Raw genomic sequence first — 26,290 nt, forward strand, 5'->3', positions numbered from 1 at the left:
TCATACACGTGCGGCGACATGCGCCCGATTCGCGGCCAACCGGAGCGACAGGCGCCGATTTCCCACACATCTCATTTCTCGTCCGGACTCTTCTACCTCCTCCCCTGCTCTACCTGCTCCCCTGCGGTCTGCCTGGCCGGCGCGCGGCCGACCGTCCGGTCCGGAGCGGACGAGCGCAGCCGAGAGGCGCCGGACTTGAACGGCGACAGCGTCGGCCACACTTCAGCCCAGCTGAACGGCGCCTTGTTTCAGCAGGCCACAGCGCCACGGAAACAGATGGGTAAGCATCAGACAAGCCGTGGCCGGTTCAGCTTGTACCGGGGCCGCCGAAGACGATGCAGAACGGGTGACCGACGGGATCGGTGAAGACGCGAAAGCCTGTCTCACGTTCTCCTGGGACACGGGTGGCACCCAGAGCAAGGAGTTCCCGCTCGGCCTGGTCGGGATCGCTCACACGAATATCGAGGTGCATCTGCTGGGGATACACCGGGTCAGGCCAGCGCGGCGGAACCCATGGGGCCGCCCTCTGAAAGGCCAGCTGCCGAAGACCAGGTTCCAGGCCGATGACCACCCAGCCGTCGATGTCCTCGTTGACCCTCATACCGAGCACCCGGCAGTAGAACTCCGCCAGAGTGCGTGGGTCCGGGCAGTCGATCACTGTCTTTTCGAGACGTCCGATCATGTGTAGAGAATGCCAGCATGCCGGTGACCGCGCCTTCACCCCTGCCTGACCAGGCGCGACGGGGCTTGGCGCACGATCTCGCCGAGATGTTCCAAGTCCCGGAACGGGAGCGGAAAACCGGGAGCTGTGGTCGGGCGGGGGTCGGGAGTCGGCGTCACCGACGCGCCCGGCCGCTGCGTCGTCCTGCTCCTGCGCCTACGCGGGCTTACGGCTGACCGACACTCGCGCGGTCACCGGTCCCGCCCGGCGTCTGGCTGTGCCCGCCGGAAGGTGACTCCTGGCGCCGACCTCGGTGCCACGACCCCCTCACCTCTTCACGCGATGCCAGAACGGTTTTCGGCACGGAGAAGCGAAACGAGCCGGGGCCCGCACCCTTGAGAGGTGCGGGCCCCGGCCCGTGATGTGCCGGTGCTACTAGGCGGGAACGATGTTCTCCGCCTGCGGGCCCTTCTGGCCCTGCGTGACGTCGAAGGAGACCTTCTGGCCCTCCTGCAGCTCACGGTAGCCCTGGGCGGCGATGTTGGAGTAGTGGGCGAAGACGTCGGCGCCGCCGCCGTCCTGCTCGATGAAGCCGAAGCCCTTTTCCGCGTTGAACCACTTCACGGTGCCAGTCGCCATGATCATTCTCCTTCGATAGGGGGCAGAGCCGGGATCCACACCGCGTGGATCCCGCGTCGCCGCGATGAGCCCATCCGGAGATGACCGGGAAAACAAAATGCACCTGAAGGGTTATCCGTCAGGTGCACACAAAGTTTCATGGGTACCACAACCGCAACTACGTTCAGGCTAGCACCTGCGCGGACCAACTCACGAGCCCACCCGCCCCGAACGTGGAACCGGTGACGATCACCCGCCGCCCGGCCGCTCCTTGCCGGCCGGCGCCCGCTTGTGCGCGGCGTCCAGGAGCGCGATCACGCCGAGGGCCGCGACCGTCGCGCCCGTGGCCGCGAGGTAGCACCAGGGGGCGGGCAGGTAGTTGGCCGCGGTCAGCGCGCTGGGCGCCTTGTCGGTGAAAACACGGAAAACGATCGCCAGCGGCCCCTCCCAGACACCCGCGGCGAGCACCAGGAGCATTGCGAGCCGGTACCAGGCCTCGTTCATCGTCGACCTCCTTGCGTCATGACCTGAGAACGTTACGAACGTATCAAAGGGTCGCCTAGCAAAAAGCCTCCTATCTGGACTATTCGCGACTTACATCACAGATTATTGGGAATATACTGTGAGGGTGCGTGATGAAAAGAAGGCGGCCTGCCAGGTCTGCCGTGCCCCGCTGCCGACGGTGACGCGGGGGCGGCCCCCGGCCTACTGCTCGCGCGGTTGCCAGGCCAGGGCGTACCGGCGGCGGAAGAACCCCCCTCCCGCGCCCGTGGCTCCCGAGCCGGGCGCGCGGTCGTCCAGGCGCCGCGAGATCAGCGAGGCGCTCTGGCGCGTCGCCGCCGGGCGTGGGCTGGACGCGGCGAGCATGCGGGAGGTCGCGGCCGAGGCCGGGGTGTCGCTGCGCGTGGTCCAGTACCACTTCGACAGCAAGCACCGGCTCCTCGTCTCCGCGCTCCGGTTGCTGAACGAGGACAACGAGCGGCACGCCCGGGCGCGGATGGCCTCGGTCGACCCCTCCGACTCCCGTGCCCTGCTGGGAGCGATCCTGGGCGAGTTCCTGCCGCTGGACGACCAGCGCCGGGCGGCCCTGCGGGTGCTCGCCGCCTACTACGCCCGCAGCCTCACCGATCCCGCGCTGGCCTCGGTCTTCCTGCACGACGCCCAGCCGATCGAGCAACTGGTCGCCGGTGTCATCGAGCGGGCGCAGCGCGAGGGGACGGCCGCGCCGGGGCTCGACCCGCGCCACGAGGCCGACCTCCTGGTGGCCGGTATCACCGGGCTGGGCATGGACGTCCTCCACGGGCGGCGCACCGTGGCCGAGGTCCGGCGCGCCGTCGACTACCACCTCGACCGCGTCTTCCCCGGCGGCCCGGGAGGGGCTTGACATTCCCCCGCCTTGACTCCACCCTTTCACTACTTAATTAGTGAAAGGGTGTGGACGTTGATCGAATTCCGCCTCGACCGGGGGTCGGGGGTGGCGACGTACCTCCAGCTGGTGCATCAGGTCCGGCACGCGCTGCGGCTCGGCGTGCTGCGGCCGGGGGACCGGCTGCCGACGGCCAAGGAGGTCGTGACCCAGCTGGCGATCAACCCGAACACCGTGCTGAAGGCGTACCGGGAGCTGGAGCGTGAGGGCCTGGTCAGCGGGCGGCCGGGGCAGGGCACCTTCGTGGAGCGGTCGCTGGGCCAGACCTCCATGGGCGACCGCGCGCGGTTGCGCGCCGACCTGGTGCGCTGGGTGCGCGACGGGCGCCAGGCGGGTCTGGACCTGGAGGACCTGGAGGCGCTGGTCGCCTCCGTCCTGACCGACCTGTCCCACGAGGCCCCCGGGACCCCCGGGGGCCGTGGAAGCCGTGAATCCCGCGAGGAGATCGCGTGAACGCGCTGGAGACCGAGGCCCTGGGCAGGCGTTACCGGCGGACCTGGGCGCTGCGCGACTGCTCGGTGGCGGTGCCGTCCGGGCGGGTGGTCGCGCTGGTGGGTCCCAACGGCGCGGGCAAGTCGACCCTGCTCCACCTGGCCGTCGGCCTGCTCGCCCCGACCACGGGTACCGTGCGGGTGTTCGGCGGGCCGGTGCACGAGAGCCGGCGGCGGATCGCGTTCATGGCACAGGGCAAGCCGCTGTACGCGGGCTTCAGCGTGGCCGAGATGCTCACGTTCGGACGCGGGCTCAATCCCCGGTGGGACAACGCGGCGGCCAGGGCACGGCTGGCGGAGCTGGACATCCCGCTCGACCGCAGGGTCGGCAGGCTCTCGGGCGGGCAGCGGACGCAGGTGGCGCTCACCGTCGCGCTGGCCAAGCGCCCGGACCTGCTGGTGCTGGACGAGCCGCTGGCCGACCTCGACCCGCTGGCCCGTCAGGACGTGATGCGCGCCCTGATGGCGGCGGTCGCCGAGACAGGGCTGACCGTGTTGCTCTCCTCACACGTGGTGTCGGAGCTGGAGGGGACCTGCGACTGGCTGATGGTGGTCAACGGGGGCCGGGTCCAGGTCAGCGGCGACATCGACGAGCTGGTGGCCGGGCACCGGCTGCTGACCGGTCCCGCCGAGGGCGCCGACGCGCTCGCCGCCCGGCTGCCGGTGATCTCGCGGGGCGGGACCGGGCGGCAGGCCACCCTGCTCGTCCGGGACGACACCCCGCCGCCCGACCCTCGCTGGACCGCCCGCCCGGTGAACCTGGAGGAGACGGTGCTGGCCTACCTGCGCGCCCCGGACCTCGCGGCCCTCCCCCGCCCCGCGCTGACCTCCGCCCGCTGATCCTCTGCCCCACCATGACTTCCGCCCTTTGATCCTCCGCCTCGCTCTGCCCTCTGCCCGTTGATCCTCTGTCCTCGCCCTGGCCTCCGCCCGCCGATCCCCGCCCCTGTCGCGGGGAACCGGTACGGAACCGGCGATGTTCGCATGATCTTCCGTACGGAACCGCCACGGAACCACCCGGGTGGACCGGGCGTACCACCTGAAGGGATTTCTCCTTGCTCTGGCTGACCTGGCGACAGCATCGCGCGCAGATCCTGGTGACCTGCGGTCTGCTGCTCGCCCTGGGAGTGCTGCTGCTGGTCTCCGGCCTGCGGGCGAGCGCCTACATCACCGGCCAGGCCCCGCCCGGCTGCCCCGGGCCCGCCGCCGCGTGCTCCGGCGTGAACTCGGCGATCTACCACGACTACTACTACCCGGTCTTCATGGTCTTCGGCCTGCTCCCCATCGCCGGGTCCGCGCTGGTCGGGGCCTTCTGGGGCGCGCCGCTGCTGGCGGCCGAGTTCGAGCGCGGGACCAGCGCGCTGGCCTGGACCCAGTCGGTCTCCCCCCGGCGGTGGCTCGCGGTCAAGCTCTGCCTGCTCGGCGGCATGGTCGTGGCCGCCGCCCTCCTCCTGTCGGCGATGATCAGCGCGTGGCTGCCGGTGTTCCGCGACGTGATCGGCGACAAGTCCCTGGAGGCCGGGACGTTCACCGTCATCGGTGTCGTCCCGGCCGCGTGGTGGCTGTTCGCGTTCGTCCTGGGCGCCGCCGCCGGGACGTTCTTCCGGCGCACCCTGGCCGCGATGGCGGTGACCGTGGCGCTGGTCGCGCTGGCCGTTCCGGCCGTCTTCTTCTCCCGCGACTCGTACGCCGAGCCCGTGCGTACCGTCACCACCGGCTGGACGGCGCTCTACGAGGGCGGCGGCACCCTGGTCGGCGAGGCCTGGGTCGCCCCCTCCGGCCGGGAGATCCCGGAGCCTCCGGCCGGTGCCTGCCCCCCGCCCTCCGGGGTGGACTCCCGTTCTGAACGGGCCCAGCTGCTGAGGGAGGAGTGCCTGATCGACGAGGGCTATCGCAAGGCGGTCTACCACCATCCGGCCGACCGGTTCTGGCGCTTCCAGTGGACCGAGACCGCCATCCTGCTGACCGGCACCCTCGCCCTCGGCGGGCTCACCGCCACCCGCACCCTCCGCCGCCGGAGGTGACCCCCTCGGGCATCACATGAGATCCACCTCCGCGTACGGCAAGCCGCCCGACAGGGTGGGGAAGCCCGGCCCCCGGTCGAAGAAGGGCCTTTCGGCCGGACCGGCCGGGTCTGCCGGGTCTGCCAGAAGGAGGGCGCGGAGATCGGCGCGGCGGGCCTCGGTGGCCTCGGCGTCCACCCGGGGATCGTCGGGGTCGCCGTACAGGACGACCCCGTAGTCGTCGCGGGCGCCCTCGGCGGAGACCTTGCCGTCGCGGACGTCGGCGGCCACCAGGGCGGGGTCGCGGTCCAGCGGGGAGCCCCAGCCGCCCCCGCCCGTGGTCCGCACCCGGATGATCTCCCCGGCTCGGACCGGGGAGTCGTCCACCAGGCCCTCCATCTCCCTGCCCTCGATCTCCACGACGAAGGGCCGTCCGGCCCGGCCGCCGTTCACGCCCCAGCACGACAGGATCGAACGGTCGGCGATGGACATGAACGAGGCGTCGCGGAGCATCCGCAGGTGCTTGTCGTAGCCGAGGCCGCCCCGGTAGAGGCCGGGGCCGCCGGAGTCGCGGGCCAGGCCGAGCCGCTCGACCCGGAACGGCCAGCGGGACTCGGCGAACTCGACCGGGATGTTGCGCGAGTCGGGCACCACGTGGATGGTGTCCTCGCCGTCGGCGTACCACCGGCCGCCGGAGCCGCCGCCGAGGACCTCCCTCATCAGGTACGGGGTGCCGTCGGCGCCGTCGCCGTAGACGCCGGTGTAGCGGATGGTCTCCTGGTCGGCGGGCATCCGGCCGCCGGTCGCCTTGGCCAGCACCCCGGCCAGCACGCCCAGCAGGCGCAGGATCACGAACGTACGGGCGTTGGTGGGGGCCGGGAAGATCGGGGTGAGCAGGGTGCCCTTCTCAGGGAAGCGCATCTCGATGAGGGGGACGACACCCTCGTTGACGTCGAGCTCGGCCATCCGCTCGGGGGTGTCGGCCAGGTTGCGCAGGATCGGCGCGAGCCACTTCTTCAGGAACACCCCGTCGGCGTAGTCGCCCGCGTGGTTGATCGGGCCCTTCGCCTGCGGGGAGGTACCGGTGAAGTCGATGACCAGGGGAGCGGCGGCGGAGTGGTCGACGGTGAGGGTCATCCGCTGCGTGTGCAGGCGGGGCTCGTCGACGCCGTCGTGCTCGGCGTAGTCCTCCCACACGTGCGTGCCCTCGGGGATCTTGGCCAGCAGCTCCCTGCGGAACGTCTCGGTGGTGCTGGAGATGATCGCGTCGAAGCACGCCTCGACCGCCTCGCGCCCGTAGCGGTCGAACAGCTCCCCCAGCCGCCGCGCGCCCATCAGGCAGGCCGAGCACTCGGCGTCCAGGTCCCCGGCGAGGGAGTCGGGCATCCGGGAGTTGCGCGTCATGATCGTGAGCGCCGCCCGGTTGGGCACGCCCTCGTCCCACAGCCTGATCGGCGGGACCATCAGCCCCTCCTCGAACACGCTGCGCGCGTTGCTCGGCATGGAGCCCGGTACGGCCCCGCCGATGTCGTCGTGGTGGCCGAACGCCTGCACGAAGGCGACGACCTGCCCGTCGTGGAAGACCGGGACCGTCACGCACAGGTCTGGCAGGTGCCCGATGCCGCCCTCGGACAGGTAGACGTCGTTGTGGAAGAACACGTCACCGGGCCTCATCCCGTCGATCGGGAAATCCCTGACGATCGGCTGGACCAGCGCCGAGTAGGACCTGCCGGTCAGTTTGCGCAGCCGTACGTCGTGGATGCCCGCGCGGAAGTCGTGAGCGTCGCGGATCATGGGCGAGCGGGCGGTACGGGCGATGGCCGTCTCCACCTCCATCTCCACCGACGCGAGCGTCCCCTCGACGATCTCCACCAGCACCGGGTCCGCCCCGCTCACCGGCCGCCCGCCCATGGTCACCGGCCGCTCCGCGCTCATCGGTCGCTCCGCGCTCAACGGTCGCTTCGCGTCATGCACGGCGTACCTCCAGGTTTCCGAACTCGTCCATGGTCGCGGTGAAGCCGGGGTGGAGCGGGAGCGTGGAGCCGTACTCCTCGATGACCGCCGGGCCGGTGATCTCCGCTCCGGCGGTGAGGTCGGGGCGACGATGGATGGGGACGGCGCCCCACTCGTCGTAGAAGACCTCGCGGGAGGCGACCGGCTCGGGCCTCGGGTCGCCGTGGGGCCTGCGCGCGATGGCGGGGCGGGTGATGGGGCCGATGCCGGAGACGCGGAGGTTGACCCACTCGACGCCGTGCCTGGGGTCGTCGCGGTAACCGTACCCGTAGAGCTTGCGGTGCTCGGTGTGGAAGCGGTCGAGCACCTCGGCCCGCCAGGCCTCGTCCAGCGGGCCGGAGGGCGCAGGCACCCTGACCTCGTAGGCCTGGCCGTAGTAGCGCAGGTCGGCGCTGCGCGCGTAGACGTGCGCGCCGGCGGCGAAGCCCTCGCGGTCCAGGGCCGAGGCGGCCTGTCCCTCCAGGTCGCCGAAGATCTCCCCGGCCGTCTCCAGGGAGAGGTCGCGGGTGACGAAGGTGCGCACGTAGTCGTTCTTGACGTCCACGGTGAGCAGCCCGAAGGCCGAGACGTTGCCCGGATCGGGCGGGACGATCACCGACGGCAGGCCGAGGATGTCGATCAACCGGCAGACCAGCAGCGGCCCCGAGCCCCCGAAGGCGACCATCGGGAAGTCGCGCACGTCCAGGCCGCGTTTGACGGTGATCTGGCGGATGGCGTTCGACTGGTTGAACGCGCTGATCTCCAGGATGCCCGCCGCGGTCCGTTCCGGGGACAGCCCGATCTTGCCCGCGAGGGCCTCGATCCCCTCGCGGGCGGCGTCGGCGTCGAGCGGGATCTCGCCGCCGAGCAGGTGCGGGGGGACCCGGCCGAGGAAGACGTGCGCGTCGGTGACGGTGACCTCGGTGCCGCCCCGGCCGTAGCAGAGCGGGCCCGGGTCGGCCCCGGCCGATCTGGGCCCGACCTTGGGCGTGCCCTCGGGTGAGATCCACGCGACGGAGCCGCCGCCCGCGCCGACGGTCACGATGTCGATCATCGGGATCTTGCAGGGGTAGCGGCCGATGCTGCCCTCGGTGGTCAGGGACGGCTCCCCGTCGACGACCACCGCGACGTCCGTCGAGGTGCCTCCGCCGTCCAGGGTGATCACCGAGGGGTGCCCGGCGGTGGCGGCGATCAGCGCGGCGCCGAGCGCGCCCGCGGCCGGTCCCGAGAGCACGGTGGTGATCGGCTGGTGCACGACCTCGGCCGCGGACAGCACGCCGCCGTTGCTCTTCATCACGGAGAACGGCATGCCGCTCCCCTGCCCCGCTCGCCCTGACGGCTCAGCGTCCTGTACGCGGCTCGCCGCCTCCAGGCGTTCGGCCAGGTTGGCGATGTAGCGGCGCATGGTCGGTTTGACCGCGGCGTCGACCAGGGTGGTGACCGACCGCTCGTACTCGCGGTACTCGCGCAGCACGTCGCACGAGATCGAGACGACGGCGTCCGGGTGCTCCCGTTCGAGGACCTCCCGCATGCGCAGTTCGTGGGAGGGGTTGGCGTAGGAGTGCAGGAAGCACACGCCGATCGCGGTGACGCCGCGGTCGCGGAACCACCGGGCCGTCGCGACGGCCTGCTCCTCGTCGAACGGCCGCACCTCGGCGCCGGTGTGGTCCAGGCGCCCGCCGACGGTCCTGACCCGGTGCACCGGGACGATACGGGGTGGCTTCACCCAGAAGTAGGAGTTGCCGTAGCCGTCCGGCACGCTCTGGCGGGCGATCTCCAGGATGAACTCGAAGCCCTCGGTGGTGACGAAGCCGAGGTCGGCGATGCGGTCCTCGAGGAGCTGGTTCGTGGCGACCGTGGTGCCGTGCACGACGGCCGACACGGCCTCCAGGCCCACGTCGCCCGTGTCGCTCGCCTCGGTCACGTCCTCGGCCCCGGCCGCCTTCCGCAGGACTTTCCGCACCCCCTCCATGAACCCGTCCGCCGGGTTGGCGGGGGTGGAGGGAGTCTTGGTCGTGGTGATCTCACCGGTCTGCTCGTCCACCGCGACCACGTCGGTGAACGTGCCTCCGGTGTCGACCCCGATACGGACGCTGCGCATGCCCCCGTGTCTACCCAGTCCCGGCGAGTACGCAAATCGGCGGACCCTGCCGAAGCTGTGCCCGGCCCTTGGGCAGTCTTGGCGGGAAACGACCGGGAAACGACCGGGAAACGACCGGGAGACACCTCGGAAGCGATCTTCCCGGAAACGACCCCGCTGGAACGACCTCGGCGGGACGGCCTCAGTGGAACGACCTCGGCGGGACGGCATCCCTGGAAACGACCCCGCTCGAACGGCCGCACCAGGACGGCCGCACCGGAACGGCCTCGCCGAGGGCGGTCCCGCCGCCACGGTCACGGACCGGCCGGCGGCGGGAGCGGACCCTAGCGGCGGCGGGGACCCATGGTGGTGTTGATCACCGCGTCGGCGTCGTGCGCGTGGATCTTGGCGGCGAGGCGGATGGCCATCTCGTTCGTACGGCGCAGCTCGGCCTCGACCCGGTCCTTGCCGGACTGGCCGACCTGCACCCCGAAGTAGGCGCCGATGACCGCGCCCGAGACCCCGACGAGCCCGGCGAACGGCGCGGCCGTGTCGCCCTCGCGCAGCGCGATCACCACGAAGCCGATCAGGATGACGATGAGCCCCATGATGACGACGTAGAACCCGTACCGCCAGCGAGCCGCCTCCGCCTGGGCGGCGACGGCCTCGTCCTCGGTCATCATCGCCGCGAGCGCCGTGGGCATCTCCGTGCTCTCCGTGCCGGAGGGGCCGGGGGTCACGACGGCCGGTGTCTTGCCGAGGGGTGGAGCGGAGTTGTTGGTGGTCGTCACAGATTCTCCCACTTTTCGATGGACCAAAAGGAATCTCCCACGGTTCTCGCCATCAAGCCAAGTCAGGCCAAGTCAGATCAAGCCAGGTCACGTCGCGACTTGTCATGGCCTGTTGCGGCTTGTTGTGGCTCGTCAACCGGGGGTCCGCCCCCTTCTACCAGTGCGTCTTCGCGCCAAACGTCCCCGCGTGCCCCGCGGTTCGCCACCGGCCGTGGATCGTCACCTTTCCGGCGGGCGTACGGGAGTGAGCCGCCCGTGAAACATGGAGATCACGATCCGCGATCAACGCGGTAAAACGGGACTCGGATGAGATAGAAGACATTCACTACTCTCATTCGGTTTTCAGAGGTATCTGTGACAAAGCTCCTCCGTCTCCTCGTGGCCCCGCTGTCAGCCGCGGCCCTCCTCCTCACCATGTTCTCGACCCCCGCCCGGGCCGACACCGACCCCGTGCTCGCCGCCCAGTGGCAGGTGGCGTGGGACACCTACCGGTTCTACGAGTGCCTGACCGCTCCCCTCCCGATAACGGGACGGAGCCAGGCCAAGCGCGACATCTCCATCGAGATCGACGCGCCGGTTGAGCACGTGTTCGACGCCTACTCGAACATCAACAACCACCTCGGCATGCACTCGTTCCTGAAGCGGGTCGTCACCCACGCGGACTGGACGGACGCGGGGACGCGCTACGTCAACTTCACCGCCGTGGAGGACATCCCGGTCGCCGGGCTGCCCGTCACCTCCAACACGCACGCGCAGCAGCGCATCCACCGCGACGACCTCTACTACGAGACCGACACCTGGACGCTGCCGAACGTCGTCACGCACCAGAAGATCGTCTTCGAGGACCTGGGCGACGGGCGGACGCGCGTCACCGAGCACCTCACCTTCGAGGCGAGCGTCCTGCTCATCGACTTCACCGTGACGAACGGCGTCTCCTCCCACCAGGCGACGCAGGCGGGTCTCAAGGCGGCGATCGAGAGCGGCGAGCTCTGAGCCGACTCACCCGCGAAAGGGGGCCATGGGACCCGCCCGCCGGAACCGGGCGGGCCCCATGGTCCTTGTCGGTCCTTGTCGGTCCTTGTCGGTTCTCGTCAGCGGGCCGGAAGCGGTCCCGTACGACCGGAGCGGTCCCGTACGACCGGCCGCCGGATGCCGTCGGACGCCGCCGGGTGCCGCCGGGTGGAGGTGACGAACCGATGACCAGGGCTGGAGATCGCGGAACGTGGCCGGAGTACTAGGCTGGCCCCCCGTGACCGAACTGTCTGCCCTCTCCGCCGTTCCCGCCGGTTCCCGGGACGGGGTGCTGCGCTTCTACTTCGGCCCGATGGACTGCGGCAAGTCCACGCTGGCCCTGCAGATGAACTACAACCACGGCCGCCAGGGCAGGCGCGGCCTGGTGCTCACCAAGCACGACCGCTCGGGCACCCCGCAGGTCACCAGCCGGATCGGCCTGGGCAGCGAGGCCGTCGAGGTCGTCGACGACCTCGACCTGGTGGCCCTGGTCCGCGCGCACGAGCCCATCGACTACGTCATATGCGACGAGGCGTGCTTCTACACGGTCGCCCAGATCGAGCAGCTCGCCGATCTCACCGACGACTTCGGCATCGACGTCTACGCCTTCGGCCTGGCCTCGGACTTCCGCTCGCAGATGTTCCCCGCCGCCCAGCGGCTGTTCGAGCTGGCCGACGAGATCAGCCGCCTGCAGGTCGAGGTCCTGTGCTGGTGCGGGCGTCCCGGACGCCTGAACGCCCGGGTGGTCGGCGGCAGGATGGTCCGTACCGGCGAGCAGGTCGTCATAGGCGACACGGGCGCCGACCCGATCCGCTATCAGGTGCTGTGCCGCCGCCACTACCGCTCCGGCGAGCTCGGCCTGACCGGCTGACCTCACCGCGAGACCTCCTTCACCAAAAAACCTCACCGCGAGACCTCACCGCGAGGCGGGGGCGTCCCCCCGCCCGGCGGTGTCAGACGGCGCAGTAACCCTCGTCGTCGCAGGCGTCGCCGCCGGTCGCGGCGGCCTTGACGGCCCTGGCGGCCGGAGACTGGCCGGTGCGCTCGGCGACCTCCTCGAGGGCGGCGAGCAGGGTGTCCTCGGGCTGGGCGCCGGAGACGGCGAACTGGCCCTCGAAGAGGAACAGCGGCACCGAGCTGACGCCGATGGCGCGGGCCTGGGCCAGCTCCTCCCGTACCGCCGCCGCGCCGTCCTGCCCGTCCAGGTCGGCCTGCACGCCGAGCTCGCGGGCCAGTCCGGCGAGGACCTCCCGGGAGCCGACGTCGAGGCCGTCGGTGAAGTGGGCGCGGAAGAGGGCGTAGAGCGCCTCCTCCCCCTTGCCCTGCTCCCCGGCGAGCCGGATGAGACGGTGCGCGTCGAAGGTGTTGGCCTGGATCGAGTGGTCGAAGTCCAGCGCCAGCCCGTCCTCGGCGGCGACCTCGGTCACCCTGTCGAACATCCGGGCGGCCTGCTCGGCCCCGCCGAACTTCGCCGCAGCCCACTTGAGCGTGAGCTCGCCGTTGGACTTCGCGTCCGGCGCGAGCTGGAACGGCCTGAACTCGACCTCCACCTCCCCGCCCTTGGCCCGGTAGCGCTCCACGGCGCGGGCGAAGCGGGTGTGGCCGATGTAGCACCACGGGCATACGACGTCTGAGTAGATTTCAACCTTCACACCACGCTGCAACCGGTACGGCAACTCACTGATTCCTTCCGCCGGCCGTGAACGTGAACGCATGGAATTCCGGTCACGACCGGATGTGCTCGTCGCCCGGCCTCCGAGGTCAGTACGGCAGCAGCCTTCCCGACGGGCTCCGCAGGTCCAGCACGACCTGGGCGGAACGCCGCGAGCGCTTGCGGATTCGTATCTGGCGCTTCGCCCGGAACTCCTGCCGGGTGCGCGTACGGGCATGGCCCGCCGATCCCTGTGATGTGCCGTCGTACGGGCGGCGCGGATGGTCCATGGCGTCTACGTCCCCCATGTTCCTCTCTGTCCTCCCTGAGGAGAGGCTTTACTGTCGTGGGCTGTGAAGCCGGCCCCTCTCAGGCCGCGGTGCCGTCCGGGCGGGTGGCGACGGACAGCTCGAACCAGCTGACCTTCCCGGTGGGCGTGCGTTCGCTGCCCCACCGGTCGGAGAGCAGGTCGAGCAGTTGCAGCCCGCGCCCTCTCTCGTCGTCCCCGAGAGGATCGCGCGCGCTGGGCAGGGCGGGATTGGCGTCGTTCACCTCGCAACGCAGCGTTCCGTCCCGATAGGAGACGGCGAGCCAGACCGGCCCCCAGGCGTGGCACAGCGCGTTGGTGACGAGCTCGCTGACGAGCAACCGGGCGACCTCGTCCTGCTCGCCGATCCCCCACTCGGCCAGCTGGTCGCCGACCAGCAGCCGGGCCCTGGGCACCGAGGCCGGGATGGGGAAGATCCGCCAGGACGCCTCCCTGGCGTCGGGGCGAGGGATCGGGACGGTGGCCACGCAGAGGGAGAGAGCGGTGAACAGTCTCATGCCGTCCTCCCTCGAGGATCGCGACGAGCGGGAGCACCACGTCCACCGGGCGCGAGCGTCCCGGCGTCCTGGAGGACCACCACGCCGTCGCGGAGCAGCCCCCATCCCCGTTCGGGGTGAGAGATCACGAGACGGGCCGCCTCACGATCCGGGGCGTCCACGAACGGACGGGCGGGCGGGTGCTGACACACGGTCCTACTCCGATCTTGATCCGATCCTGATTGGCTACTGAGGGGAACCTCCCGGAACCCCTGGCGGGCGATCGTCTTCTCCGGCTCGCCTCCGGCCCGTCGACGACGGGACCGGCTCCCTTTTCGGAAACGCGCTTTCCGAATGCGAACTCTTCGAGCACGAACTCCTCGAATGCGAGCTTTCGAACGCGAGCTTTCCGGATGCGAGCTTTCCGGACGCGAGGGACCTGTCCCTCTTCCGCTGTCGGCGACGACCCTTCGCGCGCCTGCGCCCACGTCTACCTCGGTGCGGCCGGTTCCGGTAGTGACCGGGAACCCTGTCGACGATCGCACTCACCCGTTCGATGACCTGCACGTGACACAAAATCGCTGTCACACTTCCCCGAACGGGCTGCGGTGTTGATTTATAACCGCTTATATGTTGATTTCTCTTTGTTTACACCCGTATGTGTTGAAGGTCGATAGAGCTAAGTCCTTGTCCTGGTAAAGCATTCTTTGCGGTATGGATTCGCCCCGCGCCAGGTAAAAACGAGCGACGACGAGGAGCCTCAGGCAATCCGAGAGGCCGGCCGGGGTCGGCGATCCTCTTCCGGGCCTCGCCGGGGAGCGGCCCGGGAGAAACGCGGAGTGTGACCGGCACCCCGAGGGCGGCTACGGACTGTAGACGACGGACCAGGGGCGGGGTGTGGGCGACGGGGGCGTCCCGGGTGCCGCCTGCGGCGTACCGGCGGTGGCGTCCTGGGCGAGGATCTCCGCCGCCAGGGCGGCGAACCCGGCCGCCGCCGGGTGGGCCGCCCCCTCCGGCCAGGCGACACAGATCCCTCGCCGCAGCGGGGCACCGGCCAGGGGGCGCCAGGCCAGCCGGGGCTCCCTGCGGGCCATCGTCTCCTGCTCGAACGCCACCCCGTGCCCGGCCAGCACGAGCCCGAGCAGGAACTCCGGGTTGCGGGCGTGCTGGAGGCGTACGGGAGAGAAGCCCCCCGCGCGGCAAACGTCGAGCATGCGGTCGTACCACGCCGGAGAGGTCTCGCGCGGGAAGACGACCAGGTCGTGCCCGGCGAGGTCGGCCAGCGTGATCTCCCACGCCCCTTGGGGGCGTGCCGCCAGCAGGCGGGAGGAACGGGGCAGCACCACGCCCAGCGGGATCTCCACGACGGGCCCGGACCGCAGGCCGGGGACGTCGGCGGGGTGGTGCACGAGGCCCGCGTCGAGCTGGGCGGAGGTGAGGCGGCGCAGCTGTTCCGGGATGGTCAGCTCGTGGAGCTCCAGCCGTAGTCCCGGCGTCTCCTCGGTGACACGCCGCAGCAGGGCGTGCAGCGTCACGGCCGGGATCTCCGGGGGCACCCCGACCCGGAGAATGCCCAGCTCACCGTCACCGGCCCGGCGCATCGTCGCCCGCAGGCGCTCCTCACCGGCGAGGAAGCGACCGGCCTCCCCGACGAGGAGCCGGCCCGCCATCGTGAGCTCGATCTGCCGGCGCGAGCGGTCGAACAGCTGGGCACCGAGCTCGCGCTCCAGCCTCTGGATCGACTGGCTGAGCGGCGGCTGCGCGATGCCCAGCACCTCGGCGGCGCGGCCGAAGTGCAGTTCTTCCGCGACGACGAGGAAATGTCGCAGATGCCGGGAGAGGTCCACGGCGTCACGATAAGCGATGAGCGATCGCCAACGGGGGCGCGGGTGTATGGGGGCGCGGGGTCGCGGGGACATGGGGTTATCGCAGATCCGCATACCCGCGGATCCGCATACCCGCGGATCCGCCACGCGTCACGGTCCGGTGGCGGGGCTGGATAGCGTTGCGGGCATGTCGGCAGAGGAACGGACAGCGGAGATCTTCGCGGCGGCCGGGGTGGAGGGGTACCTGCACGCGCTGGACGTCACCGGGGGCGGCGAGATCGCCGTGCGTGCCGACGAGCAGGTCGTGATCGCCTCGATCTTCAAGGTGCTGCTGGTCCTGGAGTTCGCCCGCCAGGCGGCGGCCGGCCAGCTCGACCCGGCCGAGCGCGTCCTGGTGACGGCGCGGGACAGGCTCGGCGGGTGGGGGACCGCCGGGTGCGCGGACGACCTGGAGATGTCGCTGCGCGATCTCGCCCACTTCGCCATGCAGGTCAGCGACAACACCGCCGCCGACCTGCTGATGCGGAGGATCGGCCTGGACACCGTACGGATGCTGGCGGCGGAGCTGGGGCTGGCGCGCACGCGCGTGGTCGGCGGGCCCAGGCAGGTGCTGGAGTCGATGCTCGCGGACGTGGGGGCGCGGGACGACGCCGAGTTCGCGCGGATCTTCCCGACGCTGCCCCCCGAGCGGGTACGGGCGCTGCGGGTCCTCGACCCCGACCACACCACCTCCAGCACCGCGCGCGACGTGACCCGGCTGCTCGGGCTGATCTGGCGGGACGAGGCCGGGCCACCGGAGGCGTGCGCGGCCGTCCGCGACTACATGGCACGGCAGATCTTCTGGACCCGGATCGCCTCGGGCTTCCCGCCGGGGACGCGGGTGGCCGCCAAGACGGGGACGCTGCCCGGCCTGCACATGGAGGCCGGGGTCGTCGAGTATCCCTCCGGCGAAAGCTACGCGGTGGCGGTGTTCACCCGGACCAGGCAGTTGCCCACCCGGCGCATCGACGTCGACCTGGCGATCGGCCGGGCCGCGCGAACCGCCGTCGACGCGCTCCGGGCCGGGTAGGCCCCCGCGCATCGAGCGGGTTCCGCCTCCCCGCGTGCCATGTGAACCCCCTTCCAGCTGCTCCGATACGCGTTCGCCTATGGGAGACGACGGTCGTGGATCTTGGACGCGGGCGGTCCGGTGATGGTTGGGTCCTCAGCGGGCCGTACGCGGCCGGCGGCCGTCACCCGCGTGACCGGTGACGACCGCGTGTTCATCCGTACCAAGGGGGAGACATGTCCCGATTCGATCGAAGAGGTTTCCTGCGCACCGCGACGGCGGGGGCGGCGGGGGCGGCGCTGGCGGGGGCCGCGCCGACCCCGGCGTCCCCCGCCAGGGCCGCGACGGCGCGTCCGGGCGGGGCGAGGACCGCCGCGACGTTCCGCTGGCTCGGCACGTCGGGCTGGCGCGTGGACGCGGGGTCGTCGACGCTGCTCGTCGACCCGTACGTGACGCGGTTCGACACCGGCCTGGCGGCGGGCGCGTTCAGGCCCACGACGGCGCTCACGGTCGACGCCGAGGCGGTCGGCAGGCACGCGGGCACGCCGAAGGTGGTGCTGGTGACGCACGCGCACTGGGACCACTTCAACGACGTCCCGCACATCGCGACGTCGACCGGGGCGCGGGTGGTCGGCACCGCCACCACGTGCAACCTGGCGCTGGCGTTCGACGTGGAGAAGAACCTGCTCAGCCCGGTGAAGGGCGGGGAGGTCCTGGACTTCGGCGACTACGTCGTCGAGGTGGTGGCGTCGCTGCACAGCCGCAACGCCGACTACTCCATGGTCTTCCCCGGCGTCCGGCTGACCAGGCCGGAGCGCAAGCCGGAGAACATCTCCGAGCTGCCCGAGGGAGACACCCTGGCGTTCCAGGTGACGGTCAGGGGCGGCCCGTCGGTCTTCTTCATGGGCGGCAGCGACTTCGTCGAGCGCAACCTCACCGGTCTCGCCCCGGACGTCGCGATGATCCCCACCACCTCGTCGTCGTCCACGTACGACTACGTGCCGCGCCTGCTTCGGGCCCTGGACATGCCGCGCGTGGTCGTACCGGTGCACTGGGACAACTTCGAGGTGGAACTGCGGAACCCCCCGCAGGCCGACGAGAAGTCGAGGAAGAGCCTCGCCGAGTTCGTCGCGGCGGTGCGCAGGGTGAGCCCCGGGACGAAGGTCGTGATCCCGGACTATCTGACACCGCACACCTTCGGCTGACCCTCACGTTCAGTCCGGATCAGGGGGCGGAGGCGATCTCCCCGAGGCGGGCGGCCAGGTGGTCGGGCTCGCCGTCGACCAGGGCGGACACCCCGCGCCACCAGGCGAACCACTCGCCGCTGCGCCACATCCAGTCGATGCGCTCGATGGAGGCGACGACGTCGCCCTTGACACGCCACACCTCACCGGCCTGCTCGGCGGAGGCGCCGTGGCGCAACGCCCAGGAGTGCAGGATCGCGGCGGCCTCGGCGTCGACCGGCTGCTCGTACGGGTCGGGGTGCTCGTCCAGCCGGTGGGGGCCGAGCCCGGCGGCGACGCCCCAGCTCCACTGGGCCTCGGCGGGACGTGAGTAGCGGAGGGAGTCGAAGTCGAGGTTGGAGCCGAGCCCGTCGGCCCCGTCGTCGGCGCGGCGCAGGACCACCGCGTCAAGGCGGCCCCCCGCGTCGAAGGAGACCACGATCCGCTGGCCGGGGCGCGCGTCCCTGGGCAGCTCGACCCGGTCCTCGGCCTGCCAGGAGTTGAGGTCGGTGACCGCGGCCGGACGGCCCCAGGTCTCGTCGGCCGCGTCGTCGGCGATCCAGGCGGCGAGCATCTCCAGGACGGTCAGGTCGGTCCACGGTTCGATCGCCGTGGCGGTCCGGAGCACCTCCTCGGGCGCGGGCAGCTTGTCCCCGCGCTCCTGCCGCCACCACTCCTGCCCGAGCTCGCGGGTGCCGACCAGCAGCGCGGCCAGCGCGGCGAGTTCGGTGGATCTGCGGGTGAGGGGGGCGCCGCGCACGAGCTCGACGGAACGCGCGACGCGGTCGGCACCCAGCGCCGCCTTCGCCTCGCCCAGCAGCAGGGCGGCGTCCGGCCGCTCCTCTCCCAGCAGCTCGCGGATCAGTCGTCTGGCCTCGGTCCTGGCATCCTCCGCACGTGCATCACGCATACCGACACGGTACGCCGGGAGATCCTTAGGCGCGAGCGTCACCGGGCGGCACGGCGGTGCCGTCGTCCCGCGGCGAGTCGGCGAGGTGTGCCGCCCTTCCCACCAGGTAGGCGGCCACCGCCGCCGTCACCACCTGGTAGACGGCGACGAGCAGCAGGGTTCCGGCGATCGTCCAGCGGGGGTGGCGCAGCCACATGGCGAGCAGGACGAGGTGGAGTCCGAGCACCTGGGGCTTGGTCGCCGCGTGCATGCGCGACAGGGTGCCGGGAAACCTGACCAGCCCCACCCCGGCCGCGAACGCCAGCCCCGCCCCCAGCAGCAGGCACACCCCGGCGGCGACGTCCAGCGCGGTCATCGGGCACGTCCCGCGAAGAACCTCACCAGCGAGACCGAGCCGACGAACCCCAGCAGGGACAGCACCAGCAGCACGGGCAGTGCCGAGTACTCCCGGTACGTCGCCGCCTCCGCCCCGATCGCGCACATGACGACGGCGGTGAGCACGTCCAGCGCGACGGCCCGGTCCAGCATCGTGGGGCCGCGGACCAGGCGGTAGAGCGTCATCACCGCGGCGGCGACGAGCAGCACCAGAACGGCCAGGTGTGTCACCGTCACCGCGACTCCCCCTCGTGTGTTCCCTTCATCACGGTTCCCCCCGATACGTCATGGCCACCACGCCTCTCCGCGTGCGCCGGGGCTGCCCGGCCACCACACCCGCCGCACGTCCCCCGGCACGTCACCCGACACGTCATTCGGTACGTCATTCGGTACGTCACCGTCATCGCAGCTCCTCCCGGTCGGCGCGGGTGCCGAAGGCGGTCACGATGCGGCTCTCCAGCCGTGTCACGTCCTCCCGGGTGACCCGGGTGACGGCCGGCTCGTCCCCCGGGATGCCGAGCACGTGGAGCACCAGCAGCCTCCGCCGGACGTTCGCCTCCAGCACCAGGCTGCCCGGCAGCGCCGACAACGCCACCGTCATCAGCACGGCCATCGTCTCCGACGAGGAGCGCAGCCCGACCTCGACGATCTGGACCGGGGGCGGCGGTCCCGGGCGCAGCGCCCAGAAGGCGACCCGGAGGCTGGAGACCGCCAGGTCCCACGCGAAGCGGACGACGAACAGGAGGATCCCGACGGGGTGGAGCCGGATGCCGGAGTCCTGGACCGGCAGCGGCAGCAGCCACACGACGACCAGCCCGGCCAGCAGGCCGCCGAGCACGTTGCCCACGCTGAGATCCCCCCAGAGCAGCAGCCAGACCACCGTCAGCCAGGCCACCAGCGGCAGCGGTACGGGCCTGCCCAGCACCCGGGGCACCGGGAGCGTCGGGCCCGGCCCCCTCACCGCTCACCGCCGAGCACCGCGGAGACATACGACCTCACCGCTCACCGCCGAGCACCATGGAAACGTACGACCTCACCGCTCACCGCCGAGCACCGCGGACAGGTACGGCTCGCGGGCCAGCAGCTCGCCCGCGGCCCGCTCGGCCAGGGCGGACAGCGGCCCGGCCAGCACGGTGTACGACAGGGCCAGCACCACCAGCGCCGCCGTGGCGGCGAGCATCGGCACCGGCATGGCGGCACCGGTGACGACGGCCTCTCCGGTGATCCCCCCGGTGCCCCCCGCCTCTCCCGTACCGGCCTCGCCGGGCTCCTCCGCGGACGCTCCCGCGGGCGGCGTCCCCCAGAAGGCCCTGCTCCAGGTCGTGGCCACCGCGTACAGGGTGAGCAGGCTGGTCAGCAGCCCTCCCGCGACCAGGACCAGGGCCGGCGGACGGCCGTCCGCCACCCCCGCCTGGATCAGCCCGAGCTTGCCCAGGAAGCCGGACATCGGCGGTATCCCCGCCAGGTTCATCGCGGGCACGAAGAACAGCACCGCGATCGCGGGGGCCGGCCCGGCCAGGCCGCCGAGCCGGTTCAGGGAGGTGGTTCCGGTACGACGCTCGATCATGCCGGTCACCAGGAACAGGCTCGTCTGCACGGTGATGTGGTGGGCGACGTAGAAGACGGCGCCCGCCATGCCCGCGACGGAGAAGAGGGCGACCCCGAACACCATGTAGCCGATGTGGCTGACCAGGGTGAAGGAGAGCATGCGCTTGATGTCGGTCTGGGCCACCGCCCCGAACACCCCGACCAGCATGGTCAGCAGCGCCGCCCACATCAGCAGGCCGCTCACCGGGCCGCCGGGGAACAGCAGCGCCTCCAGCCGGATGATCGAGTAGATGCCGACCTTGGTGAGCAGCCCCGCGAAGAGCGCCGTCGCGGGGGCGGGCGCGGTCGGGTAGGAGTCGGGCAGCCAGGCCGACATCGGGAAGATCGCGGCCTTGACCACGAAGACCAGCAGCAGCGTCAGCTCGACCAGCAGCCTGATGTGCTGCGGCAGCACCGAGAACCGCTCGGCCAGCTGCGCCATCGACACGGTGCCGGTCGCCGCGTAGGCGACCGCGATCGCGACGAGGAAGAGCAGCGACGACGCCAGCCCCACCACCACGTAGGTGGCGCCCGCCCGGATGCGGGCCTCGGTCCCGCCGAAGGTGAGCAGCACGTACGAGCCGCTGAGCAGCATCTCGAACGCGACGAAGAGGTTGAACAGGTCACCGGAGAGGAAGGCGTCCGACACCCCGGCGACCATGATCAGATAAGCCGGGTGGAAGATCGACAGCGGGGCCAGGTGCTCCTGGTCGGCGCGCGACTGGGCCAGCGAGTAGACCATCACGCAGAGCGTCACCGCGGAGGAGACCGCCAGCATCAGCGTGGAGAGCCTGTCGGCGACGAGCGCGATGCCGATCGGCGCGCCCCAGCCTCCGGCGTGGGCCACCAGGGGTCCCTCCCGGTCGGCGGCCGCCAGCAGGAGCAGCGACACGAGGAGTACCACCGCGAGCGTGCCCACGCTGATGAGCGCCTGGAGCCGTATCAGCTTGCGGCCGATGGCGAGCTTGAGCCCGGCGGCCAGCAGCGGCAGCACCACGGGCACCGGGATCAGCGCCTCCACCGGCACCCCCTCCCCCCGCCCCCCGTGACCCGTCCGCCGTCCGAGATTCCCCCGTCCCTCACAGGCCCTCCTCCCGCACCGCGCGGGACGCGATCCCGCATCAGTCCTCCCCTTCCAGGTCGGTGTCGTCCTGCGCCCTGGCCTGCCGTGCCCGGTCGGCGCGGATCACGGCGCGCATCTGCCTTCGGGCGTCGCTCACGCGGGCGCGGAGCCGCCTGCGGATCTCGTGCTCCCGCGCGACCTGCTCCCGCTCCCTGCGGGCGAACTCGGCGCGCATCTCCCGTACGCGTTCCCTCCGCTCCTCCTTGGAGAGGTCCTCCGCGCGCTGCGCCTCGGCGAAACGCTCGGCGAGCTGTTCGGCGGACAGGCCCTCGTTCTTGTGCTCCTGCAACCAGCGGCCCAGGTCGACGTTGACGTCGAGGATCCGCTGCTCCAGTTCGGCGGCCTCCCTGCGTTCCCGCTCGTGGCGGGCCTCCCGCAGCCGGGCGAGCTCGGCGCGCTGCTCCCTGACCATCCGCCGGTACGCCTCCAGGCGGTCGAGCACGTCCTGGCCCAGCTCGCCGCGCCTGGCCCGCAGCCGCACCCGGCGGTCCTCGGTGTCGTCCTGCACCTCGTCGGCACCGGTGAGCTGCCAGGAACGGTGGACCATGGCGAGCAGGAAGGCGGTGACGCCCAGCGTGATGACGATGGCGGTGAGCACCATGGCCTGCGGCAGCGGGTCGGCCATCCGCTCCGGGGCGGCCGTGCCCAGGATCGGCGGCCTTCCCGGCGGCCCGCTCGCGGTGAGGATGAGCAGGTTCACCCCGTTGCCGAGCAGGATGACCCCGGCCAGCAGCCGGACCAGGCTCCGCTCCAGCAGCAGCGTGACCCCGGTGGCCACGAGCGTGCCGGCCACCAGGAGGGGCAGCAGCGGGGCGGTCACCGGTCCTCCCCCTCGTCGATCCGCCGGTCCAGCTCGGCGCCCAGGCTGCGCAGGGCGTCCTGCACCATGCCGACCACCGTGACGTAGACCCCGACGTCGAACAGCAGCACGGTCGACAGGTGGAGGTCGCCGACGAGCGGGACGCGCAGGCCGGCGGGGAGCATGTCCAGCGGCCCGGCGCCGGCCAGCAGCCCCCAGAACGCGGTGACCGTGCACAGCAGCAGCCCCAGGCCGATCAGCACCCCGGCGGTGACCCGCGCGGCGGCGGCCAGCTCGTACCTGCCCCCGGCGAGGTAGCGCATGACCAGCGCGAGACCGGCCACCATGCCCCCGGCGAACCCCCCGCCCACCGCGCCGTGCCCGGTGAACAGCAGGAAGACCGAGACCACCATCACCGTGTGGAAGGTGAGCCGGGCCACCAGCTCGAAGATGACCGCCCGCTGCCCGGGGGGCAGGGTGGCCGCCAGCCAGTACGTCCGGGAGTCGTCGCCGTTCCCCTCATGCGGGACCCGCAGCGCGTACGAGCGGCTGCGCAGGAAGACCAGGCCCGTCATGCCGAGGGTGAGGACGACGAGCACGGAGGTCTCCCCCATGGTGTCCCAGGCCCTGATGTCGACCAGGATCGCGTTGACGACGTTGGCGGCCCCGGCCTCCCTCGCGGCCGGGGCCATCATCGTGCCGACCGGCGTCGCCAGCCGCGCGTTCATCGCGAGCACCCCCGCCCCGGCCACCACCGCGCCGCTCACGCAGCCGAGGGCGAGCCGCGCCCCGAACGGCACCCGGGGCCGGTCCTCCCGGGGGCCGAGGGGAAGCCTGCGCAGCACCAGCACGAACACGACCAGGCTCAGCGTCTCGACGAGGAACTGGGTCAGGGCCAGGTCGGGAGAGCCGTGCACGAGGAACAGCAGCGCCGTGCCGTACCCGGTCAGGCCCGCCACCAGCACCAGTACGACGTGCGAGCGCACCCTGAGCGCGACGGCGGCCGTGGCCATGAGGAGCACGCCGACGACGGGCTGCTCGAAACGCTCCCAGAGCACGACGTCCGGGCGGAGGCCGGGCGAGGGCCCGTACAGGAGTGAGAAGGCCGCGACCCCCGCCAGGGACACGAACGCGATCATGAGGTAGTCGGGCAGCGAGCCGCGCTGGACGACTCCGGTCAGCTGCAGGGAGAAGCGGACCAGCCCGCGGACCAGGGCCCAGTAGGCCCGGCCGGAGTCCGTCACGTGCAGCGCCATCCCGACCCGCACCAGCGGTTCCCTGACCAGGAAGAGGAGCGCGCCGCCCGCCAGCGCGGTGGCCGACAGCAGCAGCGGCACCGGGGCGCCGCTCCACAGCGCGAGGTGGGTGCCGTGGCCGGGCCCGGGGAAGGTTCCGGTGTAGCCCTCCATCGCCTCGCCGTACCGCCCGGCGAGCGGGGCGGCGGCGAGCCCGAGCGCCGACAGCAGCGCGGGCGGCAGGAACGTCGCGGCGGCGCTACGGCGCACCTGCACCGGTTCCCGGCCGGGCCTGTCGCCGAAGGCGCCCCACAGGAGACGCGCGCTGTACCCGGCGGTGAGCGCGGAGCCGAGGACGACCCCCGCGAGGACCACCGTGTCGGCGGTCCGGCCGGTCAGCAGCGACTCGAAGGCGGCCTCCTTGCCGACGAACCCCAGGAAGAACGGGATGCCCGCCATCGAGGCGGCGGCCCCGGCCGCGGTCGCGAACAGCCACGGCGCCGAGCGCCGCAGGCCGCTCAGCTCGCGCAGGTCACGGGTGCCGGTGGAGCGGTCGACGACACCGACGACCAGGAAGAGGGACGCCTTGAACAGCGCGTGCGCGAGCAGCATCCCCACCCCGGCGATCGCGGTGTCGCGGGTGGCCGCGCCGAACAGCACGGTCAGGAACCCCAGCTGGCTCACCGTGCCGTAGGCGAGCAGCTTCTTGAGGTCGTACTCGCGCAGTGCCCGCCAGGCGCCGAGCAGCATGGTGAGCAGGCCCAGGGGTACGGCCGTCCAGCGCCACGCGGCGAGGTCCCCGAAGGCCGGGCCCAGGCGGGCGAGCAGGTAGACGCCCGCCTTCACCATGGCGGCGGCGTGCAGGTAGGCCGAGACCGGCGTCGGCGCGGCCATCGCGGCGGGCAGCCACACGCTGAACGGGAAGATCGCCGACTTCGACAGCGCGCCGGCCAGGACCAGCACCACCGCCACCGGGACGAGCCCCCCGGACGGCGGGTCCGCGACGATCCGCGAGACACGGTACGTCCCCGCGGCCTCGCCGAGCACGACCATGCCGCCCAGCATCGCCAGCCCGCCGAACGTGGTGACGGTCAGCGCCTGCATGGCGGCCCTGCGGCCGGTCCTGCTCGCGGGGTCGTGGCCGATCAGCAGGTAGGAGAAGACCGTGGTCAGTTCCCAGAACACGTACAGCAGCAGGAGGTCGTCGGCGACCACCAGGCCGAGCATCGCCCCGGCGAAGGCCACGAGCACCCCGGCGAACCGGCCGAGCCCCTCGGCGGTGGCGGCGAAGTAGCGCGAGCAGTACAGCACGACCAGCGCGCCCACGCCGGTGACCAGCGCCATCATGAGCATGGCCGGCGCGTCGGCGCGGAAGGACAGCCCCAGGCCGAGAACGGGCGCCCAGTCGTGGTGCGACTCGACCGGCACACCGGCCAGGGCGATCCAGGACGTGTAGACGAACCCGCAGGCGGGCGGTACGGCGAGCAGGAGGAACGCGTCCCGGCCGAAGCGGCGCACCAGCGCCGGGGCGAGTACCGCCGCCACGGCGTGCAGGATCAGCAGCGGCTCCATGTCCCCCCGGGCACCCGTCGTGGTCGACGTATCCCAAAATGCCGGGAGGCACACGTTTCACCGGTCAAGCACGCGGGCCGCTTGACCCGAACACCGCCGGTTCTTCATCGGGGCATGATCAGCCCTTCGCCGATCGGCCCCTCGACCCGGCGGGCCCGGTCACCGCTTCCCACGGCGGACCGCCGTCACCGCTTCCTGTCGCGGAACGCCGTCATTCCCCGAGACATCGTCACCGCTTCCTGCCGGTCCGGCCGAGCAGCCAGCCGATCACCGCGCTGCCGAGCGCGACGCCCGCGCCCATCCCGAACGCGGCGAGAAGCGACCAGGCGGGGACCCCGGGCCTGGGCCGCCCGGCCGGGCGCTCGAAGACGTGCGCGGATCCGGCCTGGCCGGCCGCGGCCGACGATCCCGGGGCGGCGACCCCGGTGACCTCGGCGAGTGCGGCGAGCGACGGGTTACCACCCGCCGCGATCCGGGTGAGCACGCCGTCGGCGGAAGCGGGAACGGGGGCGGGGGCGGGGGCGGGGGCGGGGGCGGGGGCGGGAACCGGAATCTCCCCGGAGGTGAGGTGACTCTCCACGGCGGAGAAGAACTCCCCCGCGGTCTTCCTCGCGACCGAACCCAGCATGCGCTGGCCGACCCCGCCGATCATGCCGCCGATCACGGCCTCGGCGTCGTAGTCGACGCGGGTGCCGCCCTCGACCTCGCTGAGGCGGATCTCCACGGTGGCGTCCACGGTGCCGGGGGCGCCCTGGCCCCGGGCCCTGAGCACGAACCGTTCCGGCGCCTCGGGCTCGGAAAGGGCGACCTCGCCCTGGTAGACGCCCTTGATGGAGGCCACCCCCGCGGTGACGGTCATCCGGTAGGTGTCCGGCCCCGTCTCCTCCAGGCGCTCGCACCCGGGGATCGTGCGTACGAGCACGGCCGGGTTCTGGAGCGCTGACCACACACGATCTCTGTCGATGCCGAGCACGGCACTGCCTGCGAGCTTCACACCCAGCACCCTAGGCAATCGCCGGGCGGGCGGATAACAGCAACATCTGCCCGCCGCCCGGACCCGCCCT

27 protein-coding genes are annotated in these 26,290 nt (G+C 71.8%); 8 read left to right on the plus strand and 19 right to left on the minus strand.

Translation table 11 applies throughout. The features are described 5' to 3' along the window. Window positions 1-307 precede the first annotated feature (307 nt). The 3 genes from ACFYWM_RS32150 to ACFYWM_RS32160 all read right to left on the minus strand — a co-directional run bounded on the left by ACFYWM_RS32150 (window position 308) and on the right by ACFYWM_RS32160 (window position 1,783). A complete protein-coding gene (locus ACFYWM_RS32150) occupies window positions 308-682 on the minus strand; it encodes a VOC family protein (protein WP_389921381.1) in 375 nt (124 codons plus the stop codon). Window positions 683-1,096: 414 nt separating this feature from the next. Further along, window positions 1,097-1,300 (minus strand): cold-shock protein, encoded by a 204-nt coding sequence (locus tag ACFYWM_RS32155; RefSeq protein WP_049562746.1) that lies wholly within the window; start codon window positions 1,298-1,300, stop codon window positions 1,097-1,099. 228 nt (window positions 1,301-1,528) lie between these two features. Next, window positions 1,529-1,783 carry a hypothetical protein gene (locus ACFYWM_RS32160; RefSeq protein ID WP_389921384.1) on the minus strand — a complete coding sequence of 85 codons (255 nt, stop codon included), beginning with the start codon at window positions 1,781-1,783 and terminating at the stop codon, window positions 1,529-1,531. A 124-nt stretch (window positions 1,784-1,907) separates the two neighbouring features. Here ACFYWM_RS32160 and ACFYWM_RS32165 point away from each other — a divergent pair, with 124 nt between their 5' ends. From ACFYWM_RS32165 to ACFYWM_RS32180, 4 genes are all read left to right on the plus strand, one after another. Continuing rightward, window positions 1,908-2,663 (plus strand): TetR/AcrR family transcriptional regulator, encoded by a 756-nt coding sequence (locus ACFYWM_RS32165; RefSeq protein WP_389921387.1) that lies wholly within the window; start codon window positions 1,908-1,910, stop codon window positions 2,661-2,663. Window positions 2,664-2,711: 48 nt separating this feature from the next. Then, on the plus strand, window positions 2,712-3,158 hold the full coding sequence (locus ACFYWM_RS32170; protein WP_389921390.1) for a GntR family transcriptional regulator: 447 nt from the start codon (window positions 2,712-2,714) through the stop codon (window positions 3,156-3,158). Continuing rightward, window positions 3,155-4,036: an ABC transporter ATP-binding protein gene (locus tag ACFYWM_RS32175; RefSeq protein WP_389921393.1), complete on the plus strand. Its 882-nt coding sequence runs from the start codon at window positions 3,155-3,157 to the stop codon at window positions 4,034-4,036. Before ACFYWM_RS32170 ends, ACFYWM_RS32175 begins: the two co-directional genes overlap by 4 nt. Before the next feature lie 215 nt (window positions 4,037-4,251). Then, window positions 4,252-5,220, plus strand: coding sequence for a hypothetical protein (locus ACFYWM_RS32180; RefSeq protein WP_389921396.1), 969 nt, complete (start codon window positions 4,252-4,254; stop codon window positions 5,218-5,220). 12 nt (window positions 5,221-5,232) lie between these two features. Here the strand turns inward: ACFYWM_RS32180 and ACFYWM_RS32185 are convergent, their stop codons facing one another. From ACFYWM_RS32185 to ACFYWM_RS32195, 3 genes are all read right to left on the minus strand, one after another. Further along, window positions 5,233-7,134 (minus strand): hydantoinase B/oxoprolinase family protein, encoded by a 1,902-nt coding sequence (locus tag ACFYWM_RS32185; RefSeq protein ID WP_389921398.1) that lies wholly within the window; start codon window positions 7,132-7,134, stop codon window positions 5,233-5,235. A 31-nt stretch (window positions 7,135-7,165) separates the two neighbouring features. Then, window positions 7,166-9,292, minus strand: coding sequence for a hydantoinase/oxoprolinase family protein (locus tag ACFYWM_RS32190; RefSeq protein ID WP_389921400.1), 2,127 nt, complete (start codon window positions 9,290-9,292; stop codon window positions 7,166-7,168). 323 nt (window positions 9,293-9,615) lie between these two features. Further along, window positions 9,616-10,062, minus strand: coding sequence for a hypothetical protein (locus ACFYWM_RS32195; protein WP_389921403.1), 447 nt, complete (start codon window positions 10,060-10,062; stop codon window positions 9,616-9,618). A 354-nt stretch (window positions 10,063-10,416) separates the two neighbouring features. Between ACFYWM_RS32195 and ACFYWM_RS32200 the strand changes: the two genes are divergently transcribed. Next, window positions 10,417-11,055: a hypothetical protein gene (locus ACFYWM_RS32200; RefSeq protein WP_389921405.1), complete on the plus strand. Its 639-nt coding sequence runs from the start codon at window positions 10,417-10,419 to the stop codon at window positions 11,053-11,055. A 256-nt stretch (window positions 11,056-11,311) separates the two neighbouring features. Further along, entirely contained in the window at window positions 11,312-11,944 is a 633-nt protein-coding gene (locus tag ACFYWM_RS32205) for a thymidine kinase (RefSeq protein WP_389921408.1), read from the plus strand. Window positions 11,945-12,026: 82 nt separating this feature from the next. On the opposite strand, the gene ACFYWM_RS32210 is transcribed toward ACFYWM_RS32205, so the two are convergent. The 5 genes from ACFYWM_RS32210 to ACFYWM_RS32230 all read right to left on the minus strand — a co-directional run bounded on the left by ACFYWM_RS32210 (window position 12,027) and on the right by ACFYWM_RS32230 (window position 15,375). Next, window positions 12,027-12,725 (minus strand): DsbA family protein, encoded by a 699-nt coding sequence (locus tag ACFYWM_RS32210; RefSeq protein WP_389921411.1) that lies wholly within the window; start codon window positions 12,723-12,725, stop codon window positions 12,027-12,029. Between the two features lie 109 nt (window positions 12,726-12,834). Then, on the minus strand, window positions 12,835-13,032 hold the full coding sequence (locus tag ACFYWM_RS32215; RefSeq protein WP_389921414.1) for a hypothetical protein: 198 nt from the start codon (window positions 13,030-13,032) through the stop codon (window positions 12,835-12,837). 61 nt (window positions 13,033-13,093) lie between these two features. Then, entirely contained in the window at window positions 13,094-13,549 is a 456-nt protein-coding gene (locus ACFYWM_RS32220; RefSeq protein WP_389921416.1) for an ATP-binding protein, read from the minus strand. Then, window positions 13,546-14,073, minus strand: a complete 528-nt coding sequence (locus tag ACFYWM_RS32225) for a DUF5999 family protein (RefSeq protein WP_389921419.1) — start codon at window positions 14,071-14,073, stop codon at window positions 13,546-13,548. Before ACFYWM_RS32225 ends, ACFYWM_RS32220 begins: the two co-directional genes overlap by 4 nt. Before the next feature lie 318 nt (window positions 14,074-14,391). Further along, a complete protein-coding gene (locus ACFYWM_RS32230; RefSeq protein WP_389921421.1) occupies window positions 14,392-15,375 on the minus strand; it encodes a LysR family transcriptional regulator in 984 nt (327 codons plus the stop codon). A gap of 166 nt (window positions 15,376-15,541) precedes the next feature. On the opposite strand from ACFYWM_RS32230, the gene ACFYWM_RS32235 reads away from it, so the two are divergent. After that, a complete protein-coding gene (locus tag ACFYWM_RS32235; protein ID WP_389921423.1) occupies window positions 15,542-16,423 on the plus strand; it encodes a serine hydrolase in 882 nt (293 codons plus the stop codon). A 215-nt stretch (window positions 16,424-16,638) separates the two neighbouring features. Beyond that, the gene (locus ACFYWM_RS32240; protein ID WP_389921426.1) at window positions 16,639-17,607 is read left to right on the plus strand and encodes an MBL fold metallo-hydrolase; all 969 of its coding nucleotides are present in this window, start codon (window positions 16,639-16,641) and stop codon (window positions 17,605-17,607) included. 19 nt (window positions 17,608-17,626) lie between these two features. Here ACFYWM_RS32240 and ACFYWM_RS32245 read toward each other — a convergent pair whose 3' ends face one another. The 8 genes from ACFYWM_RS32245 to ACFYWM_RS32280 form a co-directional block, all read right to left on the minus strand. Beyond that, window positions 17,627-18,535: a hypothetical protein gene (locus tag ACFYWM_RS32245; RefSeq protein WP_389921429.1), complete on the minus strand. Its 909-nt coding sequence runs from the start codon at window positions 18,533-18,535 to the stop codon at window positions 17,627-17,629. Between the two features lie 25 nt (window positions 18,536-18,560). Beyond that, window positions 18,561-18,890 carry a monovalent cation/H(+) antiporter subunit G gene (gene mnhG, locus ACFYWM_RS32250; protein WP_389921431.1) on the minus strand — a complete coding sequence of 110 codons (330 nt, stop codon included), beginning with the start codon at window positions 18,888-18,890 and terminating at the stop codon, window positions 18,561-18,563. Continuing rightward, window positions 18,887-19,147 carry a monovalent cation/H+ antiporter complex subunit F gene (locus ACFYWM_RS32255; RefSeq protein WP_389921433.1) on the minus strand — a complete coding sequence of 87 codons (261 nt, stop codon included), beginning with the start codon at window positions 19,145-19,147 and terminating at the stop codon, window positions 18,887-18,889. The genes mnhG and ACFYWM_RS32255 overlap by 4 nt, the downstream gene beginning before the upstream one ends. Window positions 19,148-19,310: 163 nt before the next feature. Beyond that, complete coding sequence (locus ACFYWM_RS32260) at window positions 19,311-19,871, minus strand: Na+/H+ antiporter subunit E (RefSeq protein WP_389921436.1); 561 nt, start codon at window positions 19,869-19,871, stop codon at window positions 19,311-19,313. A 72-nt stretch (window positions 19,872-19,943) separates the two neighbouring features. Then, entirely contained in the window at window positions 19,944-21,518 is a 1,575-nt protein-coding gene (locus ACFYWM_RS32265) for a Na+/H+ antiporter subunit D (RefSeq protein ID WP_389921438.1), read from the minus strand. 100 nt (window positions 21,519-21,618) lie between these two features. Next, a complete protein-coding gene (locus ACFYWM_RS32270) occupies window positions 21,619-22,440 on the minus strand; it encodes a Na(+)/H(+) antiporter subunit C (protein WP_389921440.1) in 822 nt (273 codons plus the stop codon). Further along, complete coding sequence (locus tag ACFYWM_RS32275) at window positions 22,437-25,226, minus strand: Na+/H+ antiporter subunit A (protein ID WP_389921442.1); 2,790 nt, start codon at window positions 25,224-25,226, stop codon at window positions 22,437-22,439. The genes ACFYWM_RS32270 and ACFYWM_RS32275 overlap by 4 nt, the downstream gene beginning before the upstream one ends. A 229-nt stretch (window positions 25,227-25,455) precedes the next feature. After that, the gene (locus ACFYWM_RS32280) at window positions 25,456-26,220 is read right to left on the minus strand and encodes a carbon monoxide dehydrogenase subunit G (RefSeq protein ID WP_389921444.1); all 765 of its coding nucleotides are present in this window, start codon (window positions 26,218-26,220) and stop codon (window positions 25,456-25,458) included. Window positions 26,221-26,290 lie beyond the last annotated feature (70 nt).

It is taken from the genome of Streptosporangium sp. NPDC002721 (assembly GCF_042888905.1).
In the GTDB taxonomy this organism is placed as follows: Bacteria; Actinomycetota; Actinomycetes; order Streptosporangiales; family Streptosporangiaceae; genus Streptosporangium.

Bases quoted from the DNA above. Each gene is read 5' to 3' on its own strand.
- ACFYWM_RS32215 (WP_389921414.1), bottom strand. From the start codon at position 13,032: ATGGGGGACGTAGACGCCATGGACCATCCGCGCCGCCCGTACGACGGC.
- ACFYWM_RS32155 (WP_049562746.1), bottom strand. From the start codon at position 1,300: ATGGCGACTGGCACCGTGAAGTGGTTCAACGCGGAAAAGGGCTTCGGC.
- ACFYWM_RS32235 (WP_389921423.1), top strand. From the start codon at position 15,542: ATGTCGGCAGAGGAACGGACAGCGGAGATCTTCGCGGCGGCCGGGGTG.
- ACFYWM_RS32245 (WP_389921429.1), bottom strand. From the start codon at position 18,535: ATGCGTGATGCACGTGCGGAGGATGCCAGGACCGAGGCCAGACGACTG.
- ACFYWM_RS32150 (WP_389921381.1), bottom strand. From the start codon at position 682: ATGATCGGACGTCTCGAAAAGACAGTGATCGACTGCCCGGACCCACGC.
- ACFYWM_RS32190 (WP_389921400.1), bottom strand. From the start codon at position 9,292: ATGCGCAGCGTCCGTATCGGGGTCGACACCGGAGGCACGTTCACCGAC.
- ACFYWM_RS32185 (WP_389921398.1), bottom strand. From the start codon at position 7,134: ATGAGCGCGGAGCGGCCGGTGACCATGGGCGGGCGGCCGGTGAGCGGG.
- ACFYWM_RS32275 (WP_389921442.1), bottom strand. From the start codon at position 25,226: ATGGAGCCGCTGCTGATCCTGCACGCCGTGGCGGCGGTACTCGCCCCG.
- ACFYWM_RS32240 (WP_389921426.1), top strand. From the start codon at position 16,639: ATGTCCCGATTCGATCGAAGAGGTTTCCTGCGCACCGCGACGGCGGGG.
- ACFYWM_RS32220 (WP_389921416.1), bottom strand. From the start codon at position 13,549: ATGAGACTGTTCACCGCTCTCTCCCTCTGCGTGGCCACCGTCCCGATC.
- mnhG (WP_389921431.1), bottom strand. From the start codon at position 18,890: ATGACCGCGCTGGACGTCGCCGCCGGGGTGTGCCTGCTGCTGGGGGCG.
- ACFYWM_RS32160 (WP_389921384.1), bottom strand. From the start codon at position 1,783: ATGAACGAGGCCTGGTACCGGCTCGCAATGCTCCTGGTGCTCGCCGCG.